Raw genomic sequence first — 24,202 nt, 5'->3', positions numbered from 1 at the left:
TAGATCTGAAAATAAAAAATATTCAATTCTACCAGGGGAGCGCCAAAAACTTTGCCAACTCCGTGCAGTGTTCCATGCCTCATCAGAACCGATTGATCAAGAAGGAGGAGATTCCTTGCTATCATTTGTTATTCGCAGATTTATCTCCATGATCGTTACCTTGTGGCTCATCATTACACTGACCTTTTTCCTCATGCATGCGGTACCCGGCTCTCCTTTTGAGAAGGATGGCAAGGGATTGAATGAAGCGGTAGCGGCCAACCTGAACGCTTACTACAACTTGGATAAGCCATTGATTGTTCAATATGGGCTGTACCTCAAACAGCTTGTCCAATTCGATCTGGGGCCATCGATTGCCAACAGCTCGGATACCGTAAACAAAATGATTGCTCGCGGCTTTCCTGTATCGTTCCAGCTTGGGATTGTCTCGGTGCTGTTTGCGATTGTGACAGGGATTGCTTTGGGCGTAGTAGCAGCCTTGAGGCATAACCGTCTCATCGACTACATCGCGATGATCATCGCAGTGGTGGGTATATCCATACCGAGCTTTGTTGTTGCTTCGCTTCTAATTAAATATTTGGCTGTTGAATGGAAGCTGCTTCCGACTGCAACCTGGGGGACCTGGCAGCACGTCATCATGCCGGCACTGGCTTTGGCGTTTGGCCCGATTGCCATCATCGCCCGCCTCACTCGTACCAACATGCTGGAAGTGCTGACGCAGGAGTACATTGAAACGGCCCGCGCGAAAGGTCTATCACCAGCGACGATCGTGATCAAGCATGCGCTGCGCAATGCTGTATTGCCAGTCGTCACGCTGCTCGGAGCATTGATCGCCAATGTACTGACAGGAAGCTTCGTTATCGAAAAGATTTTCGCGATTCCAGGAATGGGCAAGTACTTCGTTGCCGGGATCAATAACCGCGATTATTCGGTTATTATGGGGACCACCGTATTCTACAGTGCCCTTCTCATCTTCATGATGTTTGTTGTAGACGTGTTGTACGGAATCATTGATCCGCGGATCAAGTTCCATGGAAAGGAGAGCAAAGGATGATTGTTTCTGATGACTTGTTTATCCCGATGCGAAAAGACAGCTCTAATGCGGAAGCAATTGTACGACCTCAACTGACCTATTGGCAGGGAGCTTGGATTCGTCTGCGGGGCAACAAACTGGCTCTGATGGGGCTAGTAATTATTATTCTGCTCGTTGGGATGGCGATTGTCGGTCCCATGATTTCGGGTCACGACTACGCCAAGCAGTCAATCATTTCGAAAAATAAAGCACCATCTGATGCGAACTGGTTCGGCACAGATGAATTTGGCCGAGATGTGTTTACACGTGTATGGTATGGGGCCAGAATCTCCTTGTTTGTTGGTCTGATGGCTGCCCTGATCGATTTCTTTATCGGGGTTCTGTACGGTGGAATCGCCGGTTACCTCGGTGGGCGCGTCGACAATATGATGATGCGTTTCGTGGATATTTTGTACGGTCTTCCTTACTTGCTTGTTGTCATCCTGCTGATGGTCGTAATGGGTCCGGGGTTGATGACGATTATCGTCGCTTTGAGTGCAACCGGATGGATCGGTATGGCACGTACGATTCGCGGCCAGGTGCTGCAAATGAAAAATTCGGAGTATGTTCTGGCTGCGAAAACCATGGGCGCAAAGCCGTTCTACATCATTCGCAAGCACTTGCTGCCAAATACAATCGGGATCATCATCGTTTACGTGACGCTCTCTGTCCCTAGTGCTATTTTCTCGGAGGCCTTCCTGAGCTTCCTCGGTCTGGGCGTCCAGGCTCCTCAAGCGAGCTGGGGGGTAATGGCCAACGATGGATTGTCGACGTTGTTATCCGGGCATTGGTGGAGACTCTTTTTCCCAGCTTTCTTCATTTCCTTGACGATGCTAGCTTTCAACGTGCTCGGTGATGGTTTGCGGGATGCGTTTGATCCGAAGTCGAGGAGGTAGTCAGCATGGAACAAAGGGAGACTTTACTGGAAGTAAGCGGGCTAAAAGTAACCTTTCGAGCGCATGGTGGTGAAATCAGTGCGGTGAGGGATGTCAACTTTTCCTTGAAAAAGGGAGAGACGCTGGCGATCGTAGGGGAGTCCGGCTGTGGAAAGAGCGTAACCGCAAAAAGCATTATGAGACTGGTGCCTGAACATATCGGCAAAATCGCAGGGGGAAGTATCCTTTTCAAAGGAAAAGACTTGGCGAAGCTGCCTGAGAAAGAAATGCAGGGCATTCGCGGATCGGAAATCTCGATGATTTTCCAGGATGCGATGACTTCGCTGAACCCGACGATTACCATCGGGGAGCAGATCATGGAGGGGATCATTCGCCATCAAAAGGTCCCGCGCTCCGAAGCGAAAAGACAAGCGATTGAAATTCTCCAGCTCGTGGGCATTGCCAATCCAGAGAGCCGCTTAAAGCAATACCTGCACCAATTCAGCGGAGGGATGAGACAGCGGATCATGATTGCGATTGCTCTCGTGTGCAATCCCTCTATCCTGATTGCTGATGAGCCGACTACCGCATTGGACGTGACGATCCAAGCGCAGATCATCGACTTGTTCAAAAGCATTCAGCAGAAAACAGGCGTATCGATCATCATCATCACGCACGACTTGGGAGTAGTAGCCAAAATCGCCGACCGAGTAAACGTCATGTACGCAGGGAAGGTAGTGGAATCAGGCCCTGTGAGTGACATTTTCTATAATCCTCAACACCCTTATACAAAAGGCTTGCTGGCATCCATGCCCCGTCTGGATGCGGATCGCAACATTCCGCTCAGTCCAATACCGGGTACACCGCCTGATTTGTTCTCGCCGCCACTCGGCTGTGCGTTTGCAGAACGCTGCAATCACGCACTGGAGGTTTGTCGGAATTACCAGCCGGAGGAAACAAAGGTACACAACGCCCACGCTGTCTCCTGTTGGCTGCAGGATCCGCGGGCGAAAAAGCTGCTGGCATCCACGCAGGCGCCTACTGGTACCTGATCGTTTCTCTGTTTTCGCCTGAGGCTCGTTAGGCTGATCATTCTTCGGTGTAAAAGAGGGTGTCGCCCGTCGACGCATCCTTTTACGACATATAAAAAAAGTATAAGGGGGAAGAAGAACAGTGAAAAAAATATCGACCATTGTGCTGTCTGCATCGTTGGCCGCTTCCATGCTGATTGCAGGATGTTCCAGCCAGCCTGCGAACACAGCAACACCAGCACCTGCAGCGAATTCCAACGAGCAAGCTCCTACACCACAGGATCAAGCGGCGAAGCTCCTGCTCTTGAACAACATCAAGGAGCCTACTTCCTTGGATCCGCCAATCGGTTTTGACGAACCATCCTACAACATTTTGAACAACCTGATGGAAGGCTTGACCCGTCTAGATGCAGATGGAAAAGTTCAGCCAGCAGCAGCTTCTGAGTGGAAAATCTCTCCGGACGGAAAAGTGTACACGTTTACGCTGCGTGACAACAAATGGACAAACGGAGATCCGGTAAAAGCACAAGACTTTGAATATGCTTGGAAACGACTGCTCGATCCAAAGATTGCTTCCTCAGCAGCTCCTCTCGCTTACATGATTGAAGGAGCAGAGGCATTCAACAGCGGAAAAGGCCCAGCAGATGGCGTAAAAGTAAAAGCGCTGGATGACAAAACATTGGAAGTAACTTTGGCACAGCCAGCTTCCTGGACGCTTCTGCTCGTATCCAACCCGGCCTTCTTCCCTGTAAACCAAGCAGTTGATCAAAAGGATCCAAAATGGGCTGCAGAAGCGTCTACCTTCGTTGGTAACGGACCATTCAAGCTGAAAGAATGGGCACATGACAGCGAATTGAAAATTGAGAAAAACGAGAACTACTGGGATGCGGCAAACGTAACCTTGGCTGGTGCCGTTTGGAAAATGATCGATGATGAAAATACCGAGTACCAAATGTTCACCAATGAGGAGCTGCACAGAACGACAACTGTTCCCTCCGATATGGCAGACCAATTATTCAAAGAGGGCAAAGTATTGGTGCAAGATGGAGCGGGAACCGAGTTCTACCGCTTTAACGTGACCAAAGAGCCATTTGACAACAAAAATATTCGCAAAGCGTTCAGCATGGCGATCGACCGTCAAACACTCGTCGACCTCGTCCTGATGCGTCAGCAAAAACCAGGAAATGCGTTCGTTTCCTTCGGCTTGCCAGATGCAAACGGAACAGGCTCTTTCCGCGAAGTTGGCGGAGATTTGATCAAGTACGATCCGGCAGAAGCGAAAAAACTGCTGGAGCAAGGCATGAAAGAAAAAGGGTATACCACTCTGCCAGAAGTAACCCTGACTTACCGCAGCGGAACCAACTATGAGAAAACCGCTCAAGCTCTGCAAGAAATGTTCAAGCAAAACCTGGGTGTCGATGTGAAGCTGCAAAAGGTAGAAGGAAAAGTTCTGACCGATATGCAAAAGCAGCTGCAATTCCAGCTTGCTCGTTCTTCCTGGTTGCCTGACTTCGGTGATGCCATCAACTTCCTGGACATTTTCCAATCGAAGAGCCCAAGCAACCGTACCGGCTGGAACAACCCTCAATACGACAAGTTGATCCAAGACGCGTACAAAGAAGCCGACGATGCAAAACGTCTGCAAATGCTGCATGACGCAGAAAAAATCCTGATGGATGAAGCGCCGATTGCACCATTGTACTTCTATAACACATCTCTCCTCCAAAGCGACAAAGTGAGCGGTATCGTGAGCACATCGCTGAGCTATACCGACTTGAGAAAGGTTGTTGTGAAGTAATAAGCAATTGCTGGGAGAAGTCATTTCAGAGCAGATTGGAATGACTCTCCCCCTTTTTTGCCGATTGTTTTAATGGTGCTATAATAATTTATGATTTAATCAAACAAACATAAGAAAACAACAAGTCATAGCACAAGAGAAGATGGAGGAAAACATGATCATTCAAGCCATCGAAGTAAAAAGAATTTCTGTTCCGTTGAAAAAGCCATTTAAAACAGCATTGCGTACGGTTGAGAGCCTGGAGTCCGTTCTCGTCAAAATTACTTGCGACAATGGCATGGTAGGATGGGGAGAGGCTTCCGCGACAGTGGTGATTACCGGCGACAGCATTGAGAGCATCGAATCGGCGATCTTGAACACCATGAGGCCGCAGCTGATCGGACTGAATCTGCTCTCCTACGAGCAAGTCTTCCATACGCTTCACCAATCCATGGTGGGAAACAGCAGTGCAAAAGCAGCAGTCGATATTGCTTTGTACGATTTGATTTCGCAGCGTGCCGGTATGCCACTGTACCAGTTCCTCGGTGGGTACCGCAATGAATTGGAGACGGACTACACCGTAAGTGTAAACTCGCCAAAGGAAATGGGCGAAGATGCGGCCGCTTATTTGAAGGATGGCTTTAATGTCCTGAAAATCAAGGTAGGAAAGGACGACATCGAGGAAGACATCTTGCGCATCCAGGAAATTCGTAAATCTGTAGGCAAAGAAGTGAAGATTCGTCTTGATGCCAACCAGGGATGGAATGTAAAAGAGGCTGTACGTTCAATCCGCAAAATGGAAGACATGGGCCTGGATATCGAATTGATCGAACAGCCAGTAAAAGCTCATGATCTGGAAGGCCTGAAAGTAGTGACCGACTCGGTAGACACGCCTATTATGGCTGACGAAAGCGTGTTCTCTCCTGCACAAGCATTGCAGGTTCTGCGCAGCCATGCAGCAGATCTGATCAATATCAAGCTGATGAAAGCAGGCGGCATTTTCAAAGCACAGTTGATCAACCAAATGGCAGAAGAACACGGTATTCCATGCATGGTTGGCAGCATGATCGAATCTCGTCTGTCCGTATCGGCAGCCGCGCACTTTGCTGCTAGTAAGAAAAACATTACACGCTATGACTTTGATGCTCCACTGATGCTCCTTCATGACGCAATCGTCGGTGGGGTTGAATACGAAGGAAGACGCATGATCATGCCAGAGGCACCTGGACTGGGAATTCAAGCGGTCAAATTGTGGGAAGGGGAGAAGTAAGATGAAGTCCGCCCTTGTAGCTGTTTCGGTAGCGACTGTTTGGACCAAGCCAGAATCTCCACGAGACATCGATCGTGCGGCGCTCGCTGCACCCGTAGATCCTCGTGGCTGGCTTACCTCTCTTACCATCGAAGACAAACTGGGCTTTTACGACGATAACATGATTCAAACCCAGGCTCTTTACGGTACACGTGTGGAAGTAGAAGAAGAACTAGGGGATTGGTCCAAGGTCCTCATTCCCGACCAGTTTTCCAAAAAAAGCACGATTGGTTACCCTGGGTGGATTCCCACAAACCAATTGGCGCCGTGGTCTGAAGCGTTTGAGGGGAAGGATGGCCAAAAGCTGGCACTGGTGACTTCCTCCATGGCTCAACTGTACACGAAAGACAGACAGGAAGATGTGGAGCTTGCCTATTTGACCAGATTGCCGCTTTTGTCCGAGACAGAAGACGGCGTCATCGTGGCGACACCTACTGGAGAAGGCTTTCTGCGTGCCGAGGACGTAAAAATTGTTCGGGCTAACGAAAATATCGAGGTAGCGGGCAACCGAGGAGAAGCGATTGTGGAAAACGGCAAACGTTTCCTGGGCCTGCCATACCTATGGGGCGGCATGTCTTCGTACGGATATGACTGCTCCGGCTTTGCCTACAACATGCACCGCTCTATCGGGATTCAGATTCCTCGCGATGCCTCTGACCAAGCTACACAGGGCAAACTGGTGGAAAAAGAAGACCTGCTTCCTGGTGATTTGCTCTTCTTTGCTTTCGAGGAAGGGAAAGGCAGAGTCCATCACGTCGGGATTTACATGGGCAATCAGGAAATGATTCATTCTCCTGACACACGGGGTGCGATCGAGATCGTCAAGCTCGATGACACTTACCGGTTGATAAAAGAGCACTGCGTGTCGAGAAGATACTGGTAAACGGATGACAGGGGGAGGAGTGGCCAGATGCAAAAAAAGAAGCTGGTCCAGGTAAAAAACCTAACGAAAACCTTCGAAGTGGGTAAAGGGGCGTCTCTCAAGGCAGCTGATGGTGTGTCCTTTGATATTTACGAGGGTGAAACCTTTGGTCTTGTAGGCGAGTCGGGCTGCGGTAAGTCTACGACAGGTCGCACGATTATCAGCCTGTACAACCCGACGTCAGGAGAAGTAATCTTTGACGGCCAAAACGTGCATAAAGCATCCTCCAGTGCACGCAGCAAGCTTACACGTGATATGCAGATGATTTTCCAGGATCCCTACGCCTCCTTAAATCCGCGGATGAACATCTCGGAGATTATTGGAGAAGGTCTGCAGCTAAATGGGCTGTACAAAGGAAAAGAACGTGCAAAACGGGTCATCGAGCTCTTAGAGATGGTCGGTCTGCAAAAAGAGCACGCCAATCGTTTCCCGCATGAGTTCAGCGGCGGTCAGCGTCAACGGATTGGGATTGCTCGTGCGCTTGCTGTAAATCCGCGGTTTGTCATTGCAGATGAACCGATATCGGCACTCGATGTGTCCGTGCAAGCACAGGTCGTCAATTTGATGAAGAACCTGCAGCGGGAGCAAAACCTCACGTACCTGTTTATTGCGCACGATCTCGCGATGGTAAAGCACATTAGCGATCGGATCGGCGTGATGTACCTGGGGAATCTGGTGGAAATGACAGAGAGCGAAAAGCTGTATGAATCACCGAAGCATCCCTATACCCAAGCATTGTTATCGGCCATTCCCGTCCCTGATCCTGACTTGGAAAAAAGTCGCGAACGTACCATTATCGAGGGCGACGTACCAAGTCCGATCAATCCACCGAGCGGGTGTGTATTCCGGACGCGTTGCCCGGTTGCCAAAGAAGTTTGCGCGCAACATAAACCGACCTGGCAAGAGGTAGACCACGGCCATTATGTAGCCTGTCACTTGTACCAATAATCGACTGACTTTTCTCCATCATTCGACACAATTTACAAAAAACCATCCCTGACTGCGGGGGTGGTTTTTTGTTAGAGAACGCAAGGGAATGTCCTCCTTTTTGTGGAAGCGCTACCATCAGGTATTTGTGTAAAGTGCTGTTAATATTCTGTAAACACGCAGGAATTGGACGACTTTTGTCGAAATACCGATACTATAAACATCTGGTAACAACTAGGCCTAACTTCGTCGATTTTCCATTCCAGAGAAGTGAGGGTTGCATATGGCTCTGAGTACATCCTCGTTCCAGTCAACGCCACGTCGTTGGCGGGAAGTAGAGACACAGCTGGGAATTACCGTGCCCCGATCCCTACGATCAGACACGTCCGCCCTGTTGTTTTTGGAAAGTGTCGCTGCAACACCCATGTTGGACAAAGAAGAAGAGTTGGAATGCTTGGTTCGCTATCAACAACATGGCGATCTCGAAGCCAGGGAAACCCTGGTCCGAGCGTACTTGCGCTACGTCGTAAATACAGCTTTGCGTCATTTAAAACGCGGCATGCCATTTCTGGATCTGATCCAGGAGGGTACGATTGGTTTGTTTACCGCCATTGACAAGTTTGATGTAGGGCGTGGTGTGCGTCTCTACCATTACTCGCATTGGTGGATTTCGCAGGCCATCACTCGTGCCATTAATGACAAGGGGACATTGATCCGTATCCCTGTTCACATGCATGAGCAAATACGGCAGTATCAAAAGCAGGTGCTTCACCTGGTACATGCGTTGAACCGCACGCCTGACCGCCAAGAAATCGCGGGCTTGCTGGACCTGCCACTGGAAAAGGTGGACGCGATTGAGCTGGCTTTGATGATGAAAATGGAGTCTCTCGATGCTGAGCTGCAAAACGAAAAGTGGCTAGCAGGACAGGAAGACGAATTATTGAGCTATGCGGAAGTCATGGATGATAAAGAATCGTCCCTCGATGACTGGATTGAAAAAGTAGATCTGCGCTCCCAGATGCGCGCTGCTCTCGAAAGACTCAGTCCTCGCGCCCAAGAGATCATTTCCATGCGGTACGGTCTGTACGATGATCAGGTTTACACCCTAGAGGAAGTTGGCAAAATGTTCGGTTTGACCCGTGAGCGCATACGCCAGATCGAAGCGACAACGATCGATCGGTTGCGCACGCAAAAGGCATCCCGTGTTCTGAAAGATTATTTGTAAGCAAATAGATTGGAAAAACCCCCTCGAGTTCGGAGGGGGTTTTTCTTGTTTGGCAGTAAAGTGTCGGGCGAGCGCAGGGGGCGGGCGTAGTCTTTCTTTCTTGTGGTAAACTGTATAGATACGGTCTTTTAGATTTTGTTCATTGTGAAAAGGAGGATCGCCATTATGAGCGATTATTTAATAAGAGCAACTGGATATAACGGACATGTTCGTGCCTTTGCAGCACGTACGACTACGATTGTAGAAGAAATTCGCAGCCGTCACGACATGTGGAATACGGCGACAGCAGCAGCGGGTCGTACACTCACCGTTACTTTGATGATGGGCGCGATGTTAAAAGGAGACGAGACCCTGTATGTCAAAGTAAAAGGGGGAGGTCCGATTGGTCAGATCATCGCGGAAGCCAATGCGGATGGGGAAGGTGTAGCCTACGTAACCAATCCGCACGTTCATTTCGACCTCAATGAAAAAGGCAAGCTCGACGTAAGGCGGGCAGTAGGAACGGACGGTTTTGTTTACGTGATAAAGGATTTGGGGCTGAAAGAGCCGTACCAGGGCAGCTCCCCGATTGTTTCCGGTGAGATCGGAGAGGACTTTACGTACTATTTCGTGACCTCGGAGCAGACGCCATCCGCAGTAGCAGTAGGCGTATTGGTGAACCCGGAAGACCGCTCTGTGCTGGCAGCGGGAGGTTTTATCCTTCAGCTCTTGCCAAATACGCCTGAGGAAGTTGTCGCCAAGATGGAAGAGCGGCTGAGTGGTCTCCCACAAGTGTCGCGCATGATCGGCGAAGGCTTATCCCCAGAAGAGATTTTGGAAAAAGTGCTGGAAGAACCGAAGTTCCTCAGCCGTACGGAAATTAATTTCCACTGTAAATGCTCGGCTGATAAAGTGAGCCAGGCCCTGATCAGCTTGGGCCGCGTGGAAATCGAAAGCATGATCGAGGAACAAGGAGAGGCAGAAGTACACTGCCATTTTTGCAACGAGCGATACCATTTTGACAAGTCCGCGTTGGAGGACCTCATGAAAGACATGTAAGCGCGGCGAACGAATTGGGGAGAGGATGGAATGACCAACACAAAAGGGTTGTGGGCATTCATCGGAGCGCTTGTCGTGCTGCTCTTGGTCGTCACCTGGTCGTGGTACCAGACGTCTACCAAGCTGCAGCCGGCAGCGGTGGTGGGCGGATCTACCATTAGCGAGGCAGACTACATCTCAGCGCTCAAGCAAAAATTCGGGGATCAGGTCCTGCAAGACATGGTCAATCGCGAAGTGGTGTTTCAGGCAGCCAAGCAGCAGGGAGTAACAGTGGATCAGGCCGAGCTGGATCAAGAGATGGCACAGATTCGCGAAAGCTATGAGAGCTCGAGCGATAGCGAATTCGAGCAGGCATTGATCAAACAGGCGGGTACGACAGTAGAGGCACTTCGGCGTGAAATTACGTACCAGCTCCTCTTGCAGGCTTTGGCTACCAAGGATATTGTCATCAGTGACGAAGAGCTACTTACCTTCTACAACAACCACCCAGAGCGTTACGCCAGACCTATGCAGATGCGGCTGTGGCAGATCGTCGTTGCAACGCAGCAGGAAGCCGAACAAGTCGCTGCGGAGTTAAAGCAGGGCGCCAATTTTCAAGCGCTTGCCAAAGAACGCTCCATCGATTCCTTGACGTCGGGCAACGGTGGCGATATGGGCTGGCTGTCCCTTGGCGATTCCCGATTGCCGGATGAGGCACAGGATGTAGTAGCGGATTTGGAAACCAAGAAAATCAGTGCACCGATGAAGGTCAAAGAGAACTATGTGATCTATCAAATGGCGGATCGCAGAAAAGCCGAGCAGCAATCCTTCGAACAAGTCAAAGAGGCGATACGCAAAGAGCTGGCTTTCGCACAGGTAGAATCGCTGGATGAGGTTTTGGATCGGCTGCGACAGTCGGTAGGCGTTGAAATTTCTGAGCAAATGCAGCATTGACCAATTGGGCAGTGGTTGATATAATTTAACCAACAAATCCAAGTTATTTACTCGGCTATAATAAATAAGGGGGCAGGACTTATGCGCGTGGCGAATTCCATTACAGATTTGATTGGATTTACACCATTGGTAAAACTCAATCGAGTTGTCAGCGAAGATATTGCAGACATTTATTTGAAGTTGGAATTTTTCAACCCAGGCAGCAGCGTAAAAGACCGGATTGCATTGGCGATGATCGAAGCAGCTGAAGCAGATGGCACTCTGAAACCGGGCGATACCATCATCGAACCAACGAGCGGAAATACAGGGATCGGTTTGGCGATGGTTGCTGCCGCAAAAGGCTACCGCGCGATTCTGGTCATGCCAGAGACGATGAGTATCGAGCGTCGCAACCTGTTGCGTGCATACGGTGCTGAGCTGGTTCTGACACCTGGCAGCGAAGGTATGGGCGGGGCCATTCGCAAAGCAGAAGAGCTCGCAAAGGAAAATCCCTCGTACTTCATCCCGCAGCAATTTAAAAACGCTGCTAACCCAGCTATCCACCGTGAAACGACAGCTGTCGAGCTGCTGGAGCAAGCGAAAGAAATCGGTGGCGTAGATGCGTTCATTTCCGGTGTCGGTACAGGCGGAACCATTACAGGTGTAGGGCAAGTGCTACGCGAAAGCTACCCGGACGTGAAAATTGTAGCGGTTGAGCCAGCAGCTTCTCCGGTTCTCTCCGGTGGCAAACCAGGCCCTCACAAAATCCAAGGGATCGGAGCGGGCTTTGTTCCGGAAATTTTGGATACGCAAATCTATGATGAGATCATTAAAGTCGAAAACGATGATGCTTTTGAAACCTCCCGCCGTGTAGCTCGCGAGGAAGGAATCCTGGGTGGAATTTCTTCTGGAGCAGCGATTTTTGCAGCGATCAAAGTAGCTGCTGAGCTGGGTAAAGGCAAAAAAGTCATCGTAATTATTCCTTCAAACGGTGAACGCTACCTGTCGACTCCTTTGTACTCTTTCGAAGACTAAGGGCAACGGTAGCAGCTTCCAGGACCACGCAGGGTCAGTTTTGGCCGTCGTGGTCTTTTCTTTTTGTATCAGACCCCCTTATAATGAACGGATGATATATATCACGAAAAGACCGGAGCGTGAAAGGATTGCTGTTCCCTACGTTTACTGACTGCCAGACACATGCAAATGCTTACCCATACGTGCCTATTGCCCTTCGCAAAAAATGGCCGACTCATCTCGACCCGTGGCAAGTGCTGACAAGCCTTCATCCGTCCCTGCAGGATAGCGTGCTGCTGGAAAGTGGAAGAGTCGGGCGGTTCACCTTTTTGGGTTATCAGCCAGTCGCTGCTCTTCGCAGCAAGCGGGGAGAGTCGATCATTTCTTACCGAGATGGACGCGTCGACAGTGTAAACGGGGCGCCCTTCGATGCCTTGCGCTCTCTTTTGGAGCAGTACCGTACACCTGTGCTTCCAGACATGCCAGACTTTTCCGGCGGTGCTGTAGGCTATATGAGCTACGACATGAATCACTTTTTTGAGCCAAGCCTGCCTCAGATCGCGACAGACGACTTACAGTTGCCGGACCTGTATGTTATGATAATGCAAGACCTTCTCGTCTTTGATCATACGACCCGTGAAATGACTTTTTTGACCCATGTGAAGTCGGAGCAATTGAGTGAAGAGTTGTATCAAAAGACAGCAGATTCGCTGGAAAATCGAGCGAAGGCGCTGGATCATTTGGTCATGACTTCGGATGATATCGACTGGGATGCGCTGCGGAAGAAACCGCTTACGCAACAAACGCCAGCATCTGTTTCCTTCGCCAAAGACCAATTCGAGGATGCCGTTCGCCGGGTTCAGGAGTATATTGCCCAGGGAGACGTGTTTCAGGTCAACCTGTCCGTTCGCCAGAGCAAGCCAATGAACGTGACAGCAACGGAAGTCTACAGCGTCCTGCGCAAGCTGAATCCGTCGCCGTACATGGGCTATCTGAGCTTTCCTGAGTTTCAGCTGGTTAGCGCGTCACCTGAGCTCTTGGTAAAGGTAAAGGGTGGCGAGGTAAGTACCCGTCCGATCGCAGGGACGCGTCCACGGGGACAAACCGATGAGCAGGATGAAGCATTGGCTCGCGAGCTGATCGACAACGAAAAGGAGCGCGCCGAGCACGTCATGCTGGTCGATTTGGAACGGAACGATTTGGGGCGCGTGTGCCGCTTTGGCAGTGTGGAAGTGAGCGAGTTCATGGTCGTGGAGAAGTACTCCCACGTCATGCATATCGTCTCCCATGTCAAAGGAGAGCTGGCCGCAGACAAGGATGCCTTTGATGCCGTTGCCGCTGCTTTTCCGGGAGGTACGATCACAGGAGCACCCAAGGTCCGCACGATGGAGATCATCGAGGAGCTGGAGCCAGTCAAGCGTGGCGTGTACACAGGCTCTATCGGTTGGTTCGGATTCAATGGAGAAGTCGAGGTCAATATCGCCATCCGTACGATGGTGGTAAAAGACGGCATGGCTCACGTGCAGGCGGGAGCGGGGATCGTGATCGATTCCGTGCCAGAGTCAGAGTATGCGGAGTCCTTGAAAAAGGCAGAAGCGTTGTGGAAAGCGTTAGAGCTTGCCGAGCAGAGAACGATGAGTTGAGAGGAGATGAGTGTTAGATGATTTTGATGATTGATAACTATGATTCTTTTACCTACAATTTGGTGCAGTACGTGGGGGAACTGGGCGAAGAGCTGCAGGTGTATCGAAATGACAAGATTACGCTTACGGAGATCGAACGATTGTCCCCGGACTATCTGATGATCTCACCTGGACCGTGCACGCCGAATGAAGCGGGCATTAGCATGGATGCCATTCTTCATTTCGCCGGGAAGATTCCAATCATGGGGGTCTGCCTCGGTCACCAGTCCATTGGTCAGGTTTTCGGAGGAAAAGTCATTCGTGCAGAGTGTTTGATGCACGGGAAGACCTCCGAAGTATTTCATGATGGGAAAACGATTTTTCAGGACATCCCGTCGCCGTTTACAGCTGCGCGCTATCACTCTTTGATCGTGGAGGAGTCCTCGATCCCAGAAGAGCTGGAAGTAACGGCACGTACGGCTGAGGGCGAGATCATGGCGATTCGCCACCGGGAGTACCCGATCGAAGGGGTACAGTTCCATCCAGAGTCGATCATCACCCAGCATGGAAAGCAGCTTCTGAAAAACTTTCTGACCGCCTATGCGCGCCATACGATTGGGTAAAATCATAGATCGAGTAAATAGAACAACCGCCTTGCCTAGCAGGGCGGTTTTTTTTTGTTAACAGAACCCTGGCAATTCTTAACATCCTCTTTATACGGCGTTAACGGTATATCGACACTAGGCCTGTACAATGTGAAAAAGATGACGAAAAGGAGCGATTGACATGGATGTAAATCGTCGACAATTTTTGACTTATCTTGGAGCAGGTACAGCGGCTTTGGCTTCGATGGCAACGGGGATTCCTGCACTTGCAGCAGGTGGCAATCTCTCGGGCAAAACGGCAGATCACTTGTTTGGCCTCGAGAATCAAAAACATCATTTCAATCCGAAATTCAAAGCAATCCACCCAACGACCCAAGACGATGTCGTTTTGCCAGAAGGCTTCAAATATGACGTAGTCGCTTCTTATGGAGATAAAATCAACGCTGCTGGCGATACCTTTGGCTTCAACAATGACTTCACCTGTTTCCTGCCGATTGATGGCAAGGCAGACCACGGACTTCTGTGGGTGAACCACGAGTACCTGGGAGAGCTGGAGCATTACGTGACGGGCTATGACTTCTTGAACGCAGATCCAGAGAACAACACGCGTACTTCGGATCAAATCAAAAAATATTTGTATGCACTGGGCGGTTCCGTCATTGAAATCAAGAAAGAAAACGGAAAATGGAAGCTCATCTCCGACTCCAAATACGGCCGTCGCGTCAGCGGGCTGACCAAGCATGCTTTGACGGGTCCAGCTGCATCCATTGCCAAAGAAGTAACAGGGACCTTTGCGAACTGCTCCGGTGGGGTAACGCTTTGGCACACTGTACTGTCCTGTGAGGAAAACTTCATCGATGTGGTCGGCGATTGCAAGCTTCCAGACGAAACACACTACGGCTGGGTGATTGAGGTCGATCCGTTCGATCCGAAATCTACGCCAAAGAAGCATACCGCACTGGGCCGCTTCTCTCATGAGAATACAGCAATGGTACTGGCTCCAACTGGACAATTGGTTGTTTACATGGGCGACGACGCCAAAGACCAATACGTGTACAAATACGTATCCAAAGGAAAATTCGATCCGAAAGCGGGCAAATCCAATAGCAAGCTGCTGGAAGAAGGTACGCTGTACGTAGCGAACTTTGGAAAAGGAAAATGGATCGCGTTGGACTATGCCACAAATGAAGCATTGCAAAAAGCGACAAACAGCGATGGCGAGCCTTTGTTCACTTCCCAGGCAGATGTGCTGGTCAACTGCCGTGAAGCCTCCAAAGCCGTTGCAGCTACACCAATGGATCGCCCGGAAGACCTTGAGGTGCATCCGATCGACGGTTCCGTCTTCATCGCGCTGACAAACAACGACAAGCATGGCAACTTCTATGGCCAAATCGTTCGACTGTTTGAAAAAGACAACAATCATGCGGGTGGAGAGTTCACGTTTGAAATCTTCGCAGCGGGCGGTCCACAAAGCGGCTTTGCAGCGCCGGACAACATGGCGTTTGACAGTGCGGGCAACCTGTGGGTCGTAACCGATATTTCTTCTTCCTCTATGAATAGCGGCATTTACAAAAGTTTTGGCAACAATGGCGTATTCTTTATTCCAACGACAGGAAATAGTAAAGGAATGGCAGCGCAATTTGCTTCTGCTCCGGTTGGTGCAGAAATGACAGGTCCTTGGTTTACACCGGACGAGAAAACACTGTTCCTCTCCGTGCAGCATCCAGGTGAAAACCTGAAAGGCTATGACCAACCAACCAGCCACTGGCCAAAAGGCGGAAGCTCCGTTGCGTTGCCGAGCGTGATCGCAATCACCGGTTTCTAGGAAAAGGAGTGTAGCCACCTATGTTATCGTCTATCGGAATTCCTGGGCTGATCTTGATTTTAATCATTGCTCTCGTGATTTTTGGACCTAGCAAGCTGCCGGAAATCGGGCGCGCATTTGGTCGGACGTTGACTGAATTCAAATCAGCTACAAAAGATTTGACGAAAGATGACGATGAGAGCAAAGAAAAGGCTGTGAAGGGTTCGACAGTCGAGCTTTCCGCATCGGCACTTCCGGAAGATACGTTGAAGCGAGTCAACTAATCCAGCTCGAGGAAAAGGTGGTGCGTGAGAGAGCGCATTGCCTTTTTCCTTTTACACACACCTATTCTATTGGCCAGGGGAGGACTTTGCATGGGTCAAGAAATGCCGTTTTTGGAGCATTTGACTGATTTGCGTCGCCGGTTATTGATTGTGGCAGTTGCGCTTGTGCTGAGTGTGCTGATCTGCTTTTTATTTGTCGATCACATTTATCAGCTGCTAGCGAGTCGTTCAGGGGAAAAATTGGCCATTCTTGGGCCAGGCGATATTTTGTCGATCTATGTGAAGCTGTCTGCTGTTGGAGGGATTGCCTTTACCATTCCGATCGCCGCTTACCAGGCATGGAAGTTTGTCGTTCCGGCCCTGCAAGAAAGGGAGCGCAAAATCGCGTTGATGTACATCCCGGCACTGTTTCTGCTCTTTTTGCTCGGTCTATCCTTTGCCTATTTGATCCTGTTTCCCATGATGTATCACTTCGTCTTGGGACTGTCTAACGGCAATTTCGATCTGGTGATCACGGCGAACGATTATTTCACGTTCATGCTTAACCTTTGTCTGCCGTTCGGGCTTTTGTTTGAGCTGCCTGTTGTCGTGCTTTTTCTGAGCCATCTGGGAATTTTGAATCCCCATCGCCTGGCAAAAATGAGAAAGCCCGCTTATCTGGTGCTGTCAGTGATTTCCATTACGATTACGCCGCCAGATTTTCTCTCGGACATCATGGTGATCGTGCCGTTGATTGTGTTGTACGAAATATCGATATCGATTTCTCGCGTGATACACCGTAAACGCACTCGGGAAACTGCGCTATCTGCGTAAGTATGGTATGATGCTCTCGATCATGTTAGCGGGAGAGAGTGTGCATGCGCGTTTATGTAAATGGAACGGTCTTACCGGCTGAACAAGCTTCTGTTTCAGTGTTGGACCATGGCTTTTTATACGGAATAGGGTTGTTTGAGACACTGCGTGTTTACGATCGTCGCCTGTTTTTATGGGAAGCTCACTATGCCCGGCTCTGTTCCGGGCTTTTGGCATTGCGCATCGCGCCAGTGTGGACGTCGGAGGAGCTGGCGGAGGCCGTGATGCAGACGGTTGATGCGAATGGATTGCGGGATGCTTATGTTCGGCTTAGCGTAACGGCGGGGCCGGAAGGGGTAGGGCTCGTAGCGGACGGGTATTCACGGCCTTCGCTATTTATTTTTGCCAAGCCGGTAGCCCCTCTCGCGGATCCGCCCTTGCCGAAACGTTTACAGACGCTGTCGTTGGCTCGCCAAACAGCAGAAGGTCACCAGCGCTTCAAGTCCCACAACTACCTCAACAACGCGCTGGCGAAGCAAGAGGTAGGGGCGCGCATGGATGTAGAGGGCTTGTTTTTAACGCACGACGGCTATCTGGCGGAGGGCATCGTCAGCAATCTTTTCTGGATGAAAGATGGTTGCTTGTTTACCCCATCACTGGAAACGGGAATATTGGATGGAGTGACACGTCAACATGTTCTTTTACTGGCGAAACGAATGGGCATGTCGGTAGAAGAAGGCAAATATCGACCAGAAGTGCTTCGGGAAGCAGAGGAAGTGTTTGTGACCAACTCCGTTCAGGAGATTGTCCCGGTGCAGGAAATTGACGATCATGTAGTCATTTCGACCTATGGGGTTCACACACTACAACTGCACCTTGCGTATCGCGAGTCTGTAGCGATCAACGAGTAAATTATGGTATGCTACTAATCAACATGTTACGTCGGAAAAGGGAGTCACGCTCATGAAGTACAATCCATTTTTGATCCATGCAGCGTCTCGCGAGGAGCTGGAAACCGAGCTGTCCAAGCGGGGGATAGGTCCCGTGGAGAGAGCGCGTTTGGCGGAAGCTGATGGAGGCTTGCGCATGCACTTGGAAAACTTGAGTGAGGAAGAAGCGAGCCAGCTGCGGGCGGACATGCTGACGGTTGGAGGGGAAGCCCTTCTATCAGATCAGCCTGGGAAAACCGATCGTTTCACGGCTTTTCTCATGTCCACACGTTCCCAGCTGGAGGCGTTGATTGAGCTTGCGGCAAAAAGAAGCGACGGCTTGCGTACGGCTTCTGCAGAGCTACGGGAGGTTTTGGCTGGTCCGAAGCGGCTACGCGAGCAACGAGAATTGGTATGCAGGGGCCGAGTGCTTCCGCTCGGTCAACGTACCTTGATCATGGGGATTCTGAATGTGACCCCGGATTCATTCTCGGACGGAGGGAAGTTTGTCGATCTGGATCAGGCTTTGGCGCAGGCTCGTGCCATGGTTGAGGCAGGGGCGGACATCATCGATATTGGCGGAGAATCCACGCGGCCTGGCTCTGTACCCGTGGGTGAGGCGGAGGAGCTGGATCGGGTGCTGCCAGTCATTCGTATTTTGTCGCAGGAATTGTCCGTTCCGCTGTCGATTGACACGTACAAGCCAGAAGTGGCTGAGCGAGCGGTTCAGACTGGAGCTCATATTGTGAACGATATCTGGGGAGCTAGACGGGACAAGCGAATGGCAGAAGTAGCTGCACGCCATCAGGTTCCGATCATATTGATGCACAACCGGGAAGATACGAATTACGGCGATTTCTTTGCGGATTACATTCGCGATTTGCGGGAGTCGGTAAAGATTGCACTCGCGGCAGGTGTGAAACCTGATCAGATTGTCCTTGATCCGGGCATCGGATTCGCGAAATCACAGGAACAAAACCTGGAGACCATGCGCAGGCTGGATGATTTGGTCGCATTGGGATATCCAGTCTTGCTTGCGACATCGCGAAAAAGAATGATTGGCAATGTCCTGGATCTCCCTGTGGATGAGCGGGTAGAGGGGACAGCAGCGACGGTTGCTCTCGGAGTGACCAAAGGCTGCCATATGGTTCGGGTCCATGATGTAAAAGAAATGAAGCGCGTTGCCAAAATGATGGATGCGATGCTTCGAGGAGGCATTACTGTTGGATAAAATCTACTTCAAGGGTATGTCGTTTTACGGCTACCATGGGGTGTTTGGAGCAGAGGCGGAGCTGGGACAGCGGTTTTACGTCGATCTCGATCTGTCCTTGGATCTGTCTCGTGCAGGGGCTAGCGATGATCTAAACGACACTGTGAACTACGCAGAGATTTTTACCTGTGTGCAGCAGATCGTTGAGGGCGAGCGCTACAATCTGGTGGAAAGGCTGACGGCGCGGATCGCAGAGAAGCTACTTTGCGAGTTTCCATTTGCGGAGGTCAAAGTAAAAGTGACGAAGCCGAATCCGCCGATCAATGGACATTATGAGTCCGTCGCGATCGAGATGGTTCGCCGCAGAGAGGACTTTGGTTCATGACGGTATGTGCTTACCTAGCGCTCGGGTCCAACATGGGCAAGCGGGAGGAAACGCTGCAAAAAGCAATACATAAACTGCAGGAGAAGCCCGGTATCCGCGTTCTTCGGGTATCCAATATATACGAAACCGATCCGGTCGGCTATGTCGACCAGGATGCATTCCTCAATATGGTGATAGCCGTCGAGACAGAGCTGTCTGCTGATCAGCTGCTTAAGACAGCGCTGACTATAGAAAGAGAGCTGGGACGAGTCCGACTCATACGCTGGGGACCTCGCACGATTGATATTGATCTGTTGCTGTTTGGCGATCGTACCATCGAGACAGAACATCTCAAGATTCCACATCCATCGATGGCAGAGCGAGCTTTTGTGTTGGTCCCTCTTCGTGACGTTTGGGAGGGAGGCGCTTTGCCTGTGTACAACCAGACGATTGATCATTTTCTATCGCGTTTGGCAGAGGATCACAAGGGGGTACGTAAGTGGGGAACAGTTCACTTGGAAATCGAATCCGGTCCTTCCGAAAGCTAAAAGGGTATACACAGCAATCCCTTTCGGAAAAGCTGGGAGTGTCACTATCGTTCGTCGGGTCGCTGGAGCGTGGGACTCGCGTGCCGACAGAGCCGGTCCTGCGAAAGATCGCCAGCACTTTACAGGTCGACTACGACGAATTATGTGCTATAAATAAATGATGACTTTTGGATAGGTCACACCTCTCCAAGCACCCGCCAGCGACGATAGATCGCTTGCGTTACGGGATTTAGGAGGTAAACATAAATGAAAATCGGAAATATTGAACTGAAAAATAATGTCGTACTTGCACCGATGGCTGGGGTTTGTAACCCTGCTTTTCGTTTGATTGCAAAGGAATTTGGGACCGGGTTGGTCTGTGCCGAGATGGTCAGCGATAAAGGGATCGTGCACGGCAACAAAAAAACCATTGAAATGCTCTATGTCGATGAGCGCGAAAAGCCGTTGAGCTTGCAGATTTTTGGCGGAGACAAGGAAACGCTGGTAGAAGCGGCGAAACATGTCGATAAGCATACCAATGCCGACATCATCGATATCAACATGGGCTGTCCGGTGCCGAAAATCACGAGCTGTGATGCAGGTGCCCGCCTGCTTCTCGATCCAAACAAGATTTACGAGGTCGTTTCCGCTGTAGTCGATGCTGTTGAAAAGCCCGTGACTGTCAAAATGCGTCTGGGCTGGGACGAGGAACATCTGTATGTAATTGAAAATGCCAAGGCCGTCGAGCGCGCAGGTGGAAAAGCGATAGCTGTCCACGGTCGTACGCGTGTGCAGATGTACAAAGGACATGCAGACTGGAGCTGGATCGGTCGTGTGAAGGAAGCGGTCTCGATCCCGGTAATTGGGAACGGCGATGTCGCGACTCCGGAGGATGCACGACGCATGCTGGATACGACAGGCTGCGACGGCGTAATGATCGGCCGTGCAGCATTGGGTAATCCGTGGATGCTATATCGGACGATTCAGTACCTGACCACAGGTGAACTGGCGGCAGAACCATCTGTACGTGAAAAAATGGATATCTGCCTGTTGCATGCAGAACGATTGATTGCGCTGAAAGGACCGCGCGTCGGTGTCCTGGAAATGAGAAAGCATGCTGCTTGGTATTTGAAGGGATTGAAGGGCTCTACGCACACCAAGAATCTGATCAATGGTGTAGAGACAGAAGATGAGCTTCGTCGTATTTTGATGGAGTATGTCGATTGGGTAGAAAACTACGCAGATGATGTGACGGAACCGTTGGAAACAGCGCAGAACGAAGCAGTTAGCTATTAATTTTCTACGCCATTCCAAACATTGACAAGGGTTCCTTCATATCCTATAATACTCCGTAATATTGGGAGCCAAGCTGCCAGTTCATCCTGGCAGCTTTACCTATTAATCCTCACTTGCCGTTAAGATCTGCTGTATATTGTATAGAACAACTACATATAATCCTTTGTACTTTACCCAGTGCGAATGGAATCATTTTTTTAAACGGGGGAATTGAACCATGTCTGAAAAAGAAGTCATCCTTACGCCAGAAGGTTTATCAAAACTGGAGCAAGAGCTTGAAGATTTGAAAACGGTTAAACGGAAGGAAGTAGCTGCTCGGATTAAAGAAGCGATCAGCTTTGGTGATATTAGCGAGAACTCTGAGTACGAAGAAGCGAAAAATGAACAGGCGTTCATTGAGGGTCGCATCCTGACCCTGGAAAAAATGCTTCGCAATGCGCGTATCATCACAAACGAGGACGTCGATACCGGTGTAGTAAGTGTCGGCTCCCGCGTAAAACTGAAAGACCTGGAGTTCGGTGATGTGGTAGACTATACGATTGTAGGGTCTGCTGAATCCGATCCGATGAACAACAAGATTTCCAACGAGTCTCCGGTAGGTCAAGCGCTATTGGGTAAAGCGAAAGGCGCTGTCGTTGACGTAAACGTACCAGCGGGTGTTATCCAATACGAAATTCTCGACATTAACCTGTAAGCTGCAAACACATGGCGTACCTTTTCGTAGGTACGCCGTATCACTATTTATCCGACCTGCGCAAATCTGTAAATGCAGGTATTTTTTAGAGGAGTGAGTAGAATGTCTAACGAGCAAGACTTGCAACAGGAACAAGAACAAGAAGAACAATTGCACGAGCTGCTTCAAGTGCGTCATGACAAAATGGATCAACTGCGCGAGTGGGGCTTCGATCCGTTTGGCAAAAAATTCGAGATGACTCATCATGCAGATGAAATCATAAAAGCATTTGCGGACAAGTCCAAAGAAGAGCTGGAAGCGGAAGAGCACATCGTAACGATCGCAGGACGTCTGATGGCAAAGCGTGCGATGGGGAAGGCAAGCTTCGCTCAATTGCTGGATCGTTCCGGTCAAATTCAAATTTACGTTCGTCAGGATACCATTGGTGAAGAGCTTCACAAAGTGTTTGATCTGAGTGACATCGGTGACTTGATCGGTGTAAAAGGTGTTGTTTTCAAAACAAAGACCGGCGAGCTCAGCGTAAAAGCAAAAGAGCTGACGTATTTGACAAAATCTCTGCGTCCATTGCCAGAGAAGTATCATGGCTTGAAAGATATCGAGACACGCTATCGCAAGCGTTATGTGGATTTGATCGTAAATCCAGAGGTGCGCGATACGTTTATTACGCGCAGCCGCATTTTGACTTCGATGCGCCGTTATTTAGACAACCTTGGATACCTTGAAGTAGAAACGCCTACACTCCATGCAATCGCTGGGGGTGCGTCTGCTCGTCCGTTCATTACGCACCACAACGCACTGGACATGCAGTTGTATATGCGTATCGCGATTGAGCTGCACTTAAAGCGCCTGATTGTAGGTGGCCTAGAGAAAGTGTACGAAATCGGCCGCGTCTATCGCAACGAAGGTATCTCCACCCGTCACAACCCAGAGTTCACGATGATCGAGCTGTACGAAGCGTATGCAGACTACAAAGACATTATGAAGCTGACGGAAGAATTGATTGCGCACATTGCGCAAGAAGTTTTGGGTACCATGAAAATTCAATACCAAGGCAACGAGATCGATCTGACACCACAGTGGCGTCGTGTGCACATGGTTGATCTGATCAAGGATGAGCTGGGTGTTGATTTCTGGAAAGAGATGACGGACGATGAAGCTCGCGCCTTGGCGAAAGAGCACGGCGTACAAGTAGAGCCGCACCACACGTTTGGTCACGTGGTAAATGAGTTCTTTGAACAAAAGCTGGAGGACACATTGATCCAGCCGACTTTTGTGTACGGTCACCCAGTAGCGATTTCTCCGCTGGCGAAGAAGAACGAGCAGGATCCACGCTTCACGGATCGTTTTGAGCTGTTCATCGTTGCGCGAGAACACGCAAATGCGTTTACAGAGCTGAACGATCCAATCGATCAGCGCGAACGCTTTGAAGCGCAGCTGCTGGAGAAAGAAGCAGGAAACGACGAAGCACACGAGATGGATGATGACTTTATCGAGGCACTGGAGTACGGTATGCCGCCAACGGGTGGTCTCGGAATCGGGATTGACCGCCTAGTGATGCTGCTTACCAATTCTCCTTCGATTCGTGACGTGCTGCTGTTCCCACATATGCGTTCCCGCGACTAGGAAGCAAAAATCCACCTGATGAAAAAACAGGTGGATTTTTTTAGTTGCATTATACTTTTTGAGGTGATATAGTAATTACTGTTCTTCTCGTTACATAATCGATCGCAACTGAATGGGAAAATTAATACTTGCTTTTCTAACTAAGTGTGTGATAGATTAACTAAGTCGCCATTAAACATGTTTATAAAAACTTGTTGACAAGCGATGGACAACCCGATAAAATATAGAGGTTGTTGTGAGAATGCTCTTTGAAAACTGAACAGCGAAAGCGTTGATGAGTCTATCATTAAATGATTTGCCAGCTTTGAACCAGATACAAACTTTATTGGAGAGTTTGATCCTAGTTCAGT

Annotated in this window: 25 protein-coding genes; 24 read left to right on the top strand and 1 reads right to left on the bottom strand. The window is 49.9% G+C overall.

Annotated features, from left to right (window positions below; translation table 11 throughout):
* Window positions 1–115: 115 nt before the first annotated feature.
* The 24 genes from EDM55_RS29675 to lysS all read left to right on the top strand — a co-directional run bounded on the left by EDM55_RS29675 (window position 116) and on the right by lysS (window position 23,852).
* Window positions 116–1,054 carry an ABC transporter permease gene (locus EDM55_RS29675; protein WP_122927034.1) on the top strand — a complete coding sequence of 313 codons (939 nt, stop codon included), beginning with the start codon at window positions 116–118 and terminating at the stop codon, window positions 1,052–1,054.
* Window positions 1,051–1,968: an ABC transporter permease gene (locus EDM55_RS29670; protein ID WP_092277393.1), complete on the top strand. Its 918-nt coding sequence runs from the start codon at window positions 1,051–1,053 to the stop codon at window positions 1,966–1,968. Before EDM55_RS29675 ends, EDM55_RS29670 begins: the two co-directional genes overlap by 4 nt.
* A gap of 5 nt (window positions 1,969–1,973) precedes the next feature.
* Window positions 1,974–2,999 carry an ABC transporter ATP-binding protein gene (locus tag EDM55_RS29665; protein ID WP_092277390.1) on the top strand — a complete coding sequence of 342 codons (1,026 nt, stop codon included), beginning with the start codon at window positions 1,974–1,976 and terminating at the stop codon, window positions 2,997–2,999.
* A gap of 121 nt (window positions 3,000–3,120) precedes the next feature.
* Window positions 3,121–4,776 carry a peptide ABC transporter substrate-binding protein gene (locus tag EDM55_RS29660; protein WP_092277387.1) on the top strand — a complete coding sequence of 552 codons (1,656 nt, stop codon included), beginning with the start codon at window positions 3,121–3,123 and terminating at the stop codon, window positions 4,774–4,776.
* Window positions 4,777–4,930: 154 nt separating this feature from the next.
* The gene (locus EDM55_RS29655; RefSeq protein ID WP_122962114.1) at window positions 4,931–6,025 is read left to right on the top strand and encodes a dipeptide epimerase; all 1,095 of its coding nucleotides are present in this window, start codon (window positions 4,931–4,933) and stop codon (window positions 6,023–6,025) included.
* A 1-nt stretch (window position 6,026) separates the two neighbouring features.
* Window positions 6,027–6,947, top strand: a complete 921-nt coding sequence (locus EDM55_RS29650) for a C40 family peptidase (protein WP_092277381.1) — start codon at window positions 6,027–6,029, stop codon at window positions 6,945–6,947.
* Between the two features lie 27 nt (window positions 6,948–6,974).
* Window positions 6,975–7,934: an ABC transporter ATP-binding protein gene (locus EDM55_RS29645; protein ID WP_122962113.1), complete on the top strand. Its 960-nt coding sequence runs from the start codon at window positions 6,975–6,977 to the stop codon at window positions 7,932–7,934.
* A gap of 262 nt (window positions 7,935–8,196) precedes the next feature.
* The gene (locus EDM55_RS29640) at window positions 8,197–9,138 is read left to right on the top strand and encodes a sigma-70 family RNA polymerase sigma factor (protein WP_092277375.1); all 942 of its coding nucleotides are present in this window, start codon (window positions 8,197–8,199) and stop codon (window positions 9,136–9,138) included.
* Between the two features lie 165 nt (window positions 9,139–9,303).
* A complete protein-coding gene (hslO, locus tag EDM55_RS29635; RefSeq protein WP_092277372.1) occupies window positions 9,304–10,176 on the top strand; it encodes an Hsp33 family molecular chaperone HslO in 873 nt (290 codons plus the stop codon).
* 30 nt (window positions 10,177–10,206) lie between these two features.
* Window positions 10,207–11,109, top strand: a complete 903-nt coding sequence (locus EDM55_RS29630; protein ID WP_122962112.1) for a peptidyl-prolyl cis-trans isomerase — start codon at window positions 10,207–10,209, stop codon at window positions 11,107–11,109.
* Between the two features lie 81 nt (window positions 11,110–11,190).
* The gene (gene cysK / locus EDM55_RS29625; protein ID WP_122962111.1) at window positions 11,191–12,123 is read left to right on the top strand and encodes a cysteine synthase A; all 933 of its coding nucleotides are present in this window, start codon (window positions 11,191–11,193) and stop codon (window positions 12,121–12,123) included.
* Between the two features lie 131 nt (window positions 12,124–12,254).
* Window positions 12,255–13,745, top strand: a complete 1,491-nt coding sequence (locus EDM55_RS29620; protein WP_122962121.1) for an anthranilate synthase component I family protein — start codon at window positions 12,255–12,257, stop codon at window positions 13,743–13,745.
* A 17-nt stretch (window positions 13,746–13,762) separates the two neighbouring features.
* A complete protein-coding gene (gene pabA / locus EDM55_RS29615) occupies window positions 13,763–14,347 on the top strand; it encodes an aminodeoxychorismate/anthranilate synthase component II (protein ID WP_122962110.1) in 585 nt (194 codons plus the stop codon).
* A gap of 163 nt (window positions 14,348–14,510) precedes the next feature.
* Window positions 14,511–16,154: a PhoX family protein gene (locus tag EDM55_RS29610; RefSeq protein WP_122962109.1), complete on the top strand. Its 1,644-nt coding sequence runs from the start codon at window positions 14,511–14,513 to the stop codon at window positions 16,152–16,154.
* A gap of 20 nt (window positions 16,155–16,174) precedes the next feature.
* On the top strand, window positions 16,175–16,417 hold the full coding sequence (locus EDM55_RS29605; RefSeq protein ID WP_122962108.1) for a twin-arginine translocase TatA/TatE family subunit: 243 nt from the start codon (window positions 16,175–16,177) through the stop codon (window positions 16,415–16,417).
* A 90-nt stretch (window positions 16,418–16,507) separates the two neighbouring features.
* Complete coding sequence (gene tatC / locus EDM55_RS29600) at window positions 16,508–17,230, top strand: twin-arginine translocase subunit TatC (protein ID WP_122927046.1); 723 nt, start codon at window positions 16,508–16,510, stop codon at window positions 17,228–17,230.
* A gap of 44 nt (window positions 17,231–17,274) precedes the next feature.
* On the top strand, window positions 17,275–18,120 hold the full coding sequence (gene pabC, locus EDM55_RS29595) for an aminodeoxychorismate lyase (protein WP_122962107.1): 846 nt from the start codon (window positions 17,275–17,277) through the stop codon (window positions 18,118–18,120).
* 52 nt (window positions 18,121–18,172) lie between these two features.
* Window positions 18,173–19,369: a dihydropteroate synthase gene (folP, locus tag EDM55_RS29590; RefSeq protein ID WP_122962106.1), complete on the top strand. Its 1,197-nt coding sequence runs from the start codon at window positions 18,173–18,175 to the stop codon at window positions 19,367–19,369.
* A complete protein-coding gene (gene folB, locus EDM55_RS29585; RefSeq protein WP_122962105.1) occupies window positions 19,362–19,733 on the top strand; it encodes a dihydroneopterin aldolase in 372 nt (123 codons plus the stop codon). Before folP ends, folB begins: the two co-directional genes overlap by 8 nt.
* Window positions 19,730–20,260, top strand: a complete 531-nt coding sequence (gene folK / locus EDM55_RS29580) for a 2-amino-4-hydroxy-6-hydroxymethyldihydropteridine diphosphokinase (protein WP_122962104.1) — start codon at window positions 19,730–19,732, stop codon at window positions 20,258–20,260. Before folB ends, folK begins: the two co-directional genes overlap by 4 nt.
* Window positions 20,212–20,421, top strand: coding sequence for a helix-turn-helix domain-containing protein (locus EDM55_RS29575; RefSeq protein WP_092277339.1), 210 nt, complete (start codon window positions 20,212–20,214; stop codon window positions 20,419–20,421). The genes folK and EDM55_RS29575 overlap by 49 nt, the downstream gene beginning before the upstream one ends.
* 85 nt (window positions 20,422–20,506) lie before the next feature.
* Window positions 20,507–21,535: a tRNA dihydrouridine synthase DusB gene (dusB, locus tag EDM55_RS29570; RefSeq protein ID WP_122962103.1), complete on the top strand. Its 1,029-nt coding sequence runs from the start codon at window positions 20,507–20,509 to the stop codon at window positions 21,533–21,535.
* Between the two features lie 217 nt (window positions 21,536–21,752).
* Window positions 21,753–22,229, top strand: coding sequence for a transcription elongation factor GreA (gene greA / locus EDM55_RS29565; RefSeq protein WP_092277333.1), 477 nt, complete (start codon window positions 21,753–21,755; stop codon window positions 22,227–22,229).
* A 102-nt stretch (window positions 22,230–22,331) separates the two neighbouring features.
* Window positions 22,332–23,852 carry a lysine--tRNA ligase gene (lysS, locus tag EDM55_RS29560; protein WP_122962102.1) on the top strand — a complete coding sequence of 507 codons (1,521 nt, stop codon included), beginning with the start codon at window positions 22,332–22,334 and terminating at the stop codon, window positions 23,850–23,852.
* A gap of 140 nt (window positions 23,853–23,992) precedes the next feature.
* On the opposite strand, the gene EDM55_RS30685 is transcribed toward lysS, so the two are convergent.
* A partial coding sequence (locus EDM55_RS30685) for a hypothetical protein (protein WP_221175506.1) occupies window positions 23,993–24,202 on the bottom strand: 210 nt, incomplete at its 5' end.

This window comes from Brevibacillus centrosporus (genome assembly GCF_003710815.1).
GTDB lineage: Bacteria > Bacillota > Bacilli > Brevibacillales > Brevibacillaceae > Brevibacillus > Brevibacillus centrosporus.
The sequence above is the reverse complement of the archived record's forward strand: the minus strand, read 5'-3'. Positions and strand labels throughout refer to the sequence as shown.

What these genes read in the sequence shown, in the direction of transcription:
- EDM55_RS29670 (WP_092277393.1), top strand. Translation starts at nt 1,051, where the DNA reads ATGATTGTTTCTGATGACTTGTTTATCCCGATGCGAAAAGACAGCTCT.
- EDM55_RS29665 (WP_092277390.1), top strand. Translation starts at nt 1,974, where the DNA reads ATGGAACAAAGGGAGACTTTACTGGAAGTAAGCGGGCTAAAAGTAACC.
- EDM55_RS29655 (WP_122962114.1), top strand. Translation starts at nt 4,931, where the DNA reads ATGATCATTCAAGCCATCGAAGTAAAAAGAATTTCTGTTCCGTTGAAA.
- EDM55_RS29650 (WP_092277381.1), top strand. Translation starts at nt 6,027, where the DNA reads ATGAAGTCCGCCCTTGTAGCTGTTTCGGTAGCGACTGTTTGGACCAAG.
- EDM55_RS29645 (WP_122962113.1), top strand. Translation starts at nt 6,975, where the DNA reads ATGCAAAAAAAGAAGCTGGTCCAGGTAAAAAACCTAACGAAAACCTTC.
- EDM55_RS29640 (WP_092277375.1), top strand. Translation starts at nt 8,197, where the DNA reads ATGGCTCTGAGTACATCCTCGTTCCAGTCAACGCCACGTCGTTGGCGG.
- hslO (WP_092277372.1), top strand. Translation starts at nt 9,304, where the DNA reads ATGAGCGATTATTTAATAAGAGCAACTGGATATAACGGACATGTTCGT.
- EDM55_RS29630 (WP_122962112.1), top strand. Translation starts at nt 10,207, where the DNA reads ATGACCAACACAAAAGGGTTGTGGGCATTCATCGGAGCGCTTGTCGTG.
- cysK (WP_122962111.1), top strand. Translation starts at nt 11,191, where the DNA reads ATGCGCGTGGCGAATTCCATTACAGATTTGATTGGATTTACACCATTG.
- pabA (WP_122962110.1), top strand. Translation starts at nt 13,763, where the DNA reads ATGATTTTGATGATTGATAACTATGATTCTTTTACCTACAATTTGGTG.
- EDM55_RS29610 (WP_122962109.1), top strand. Translation starts at nt 14,511, where the DNA reads ATGGATGTAAATCGTCGACAATTTTTGACTTATCTTGGAGCAGGTACA.
- EDM55_RS29605 (WP_122962108.1), top strand. Translation starts at nt 16,175, where the DNA reads ATGTTATCGTCTATCGGAATTCCTGGGCTGATCTTGATTTTAATCATT.
- tatC (WP_122927046.1), top strand. Translation starts at nt 16,508, where the DNA reads ATGGGTCAAGAAATGCCGTTTTTGGAGCATTTGACTGATTTGCGTCGC.
- pabC (WP_122962107.1), top strand. Translation starts at nt 17,275, where the DNA reads ATGCGCGTTTATGTAAATGGAACGGTCTTACCGGCTGAACAAGCTTCT.
- folP (WP_122962106.1), top strand. Translation starts at nt 18,173, where the DNA reads ATGAAGTACAATCCATTTTTGATCCATGCAGCGTCTCGCGAGGAGCTG.
- folK (WP_122962104.1), top strand. Translation starts at nt 19,730, where the DNA reads ATGACGGTATGTGCTTACCTAGCGCTCGGGTCCAACATGGGCAAGCGG.
- dusB (WP_122962103.1), top strand. Translation starts at nt 20,507, where the DNA reads ATGAAAATCGGAAATATTGAACTGAAAAATAATGTCGTACTTGCACCG.
- greA (WP_092277333.1), top strand. Translation starts at nt 21,753, where the DNA reads ATGTCTGAAAAAGAAGTCATCCTTACGCCAGAAGGTTTATCAAAACTG.
- lysS (WP_122962102.1), top strand. Translation starts at nt 22,332, where the DNA reads ATGTCTAACGAGCAAGACTTGCAACAGGAACAAGAACAAGAAGAACAA.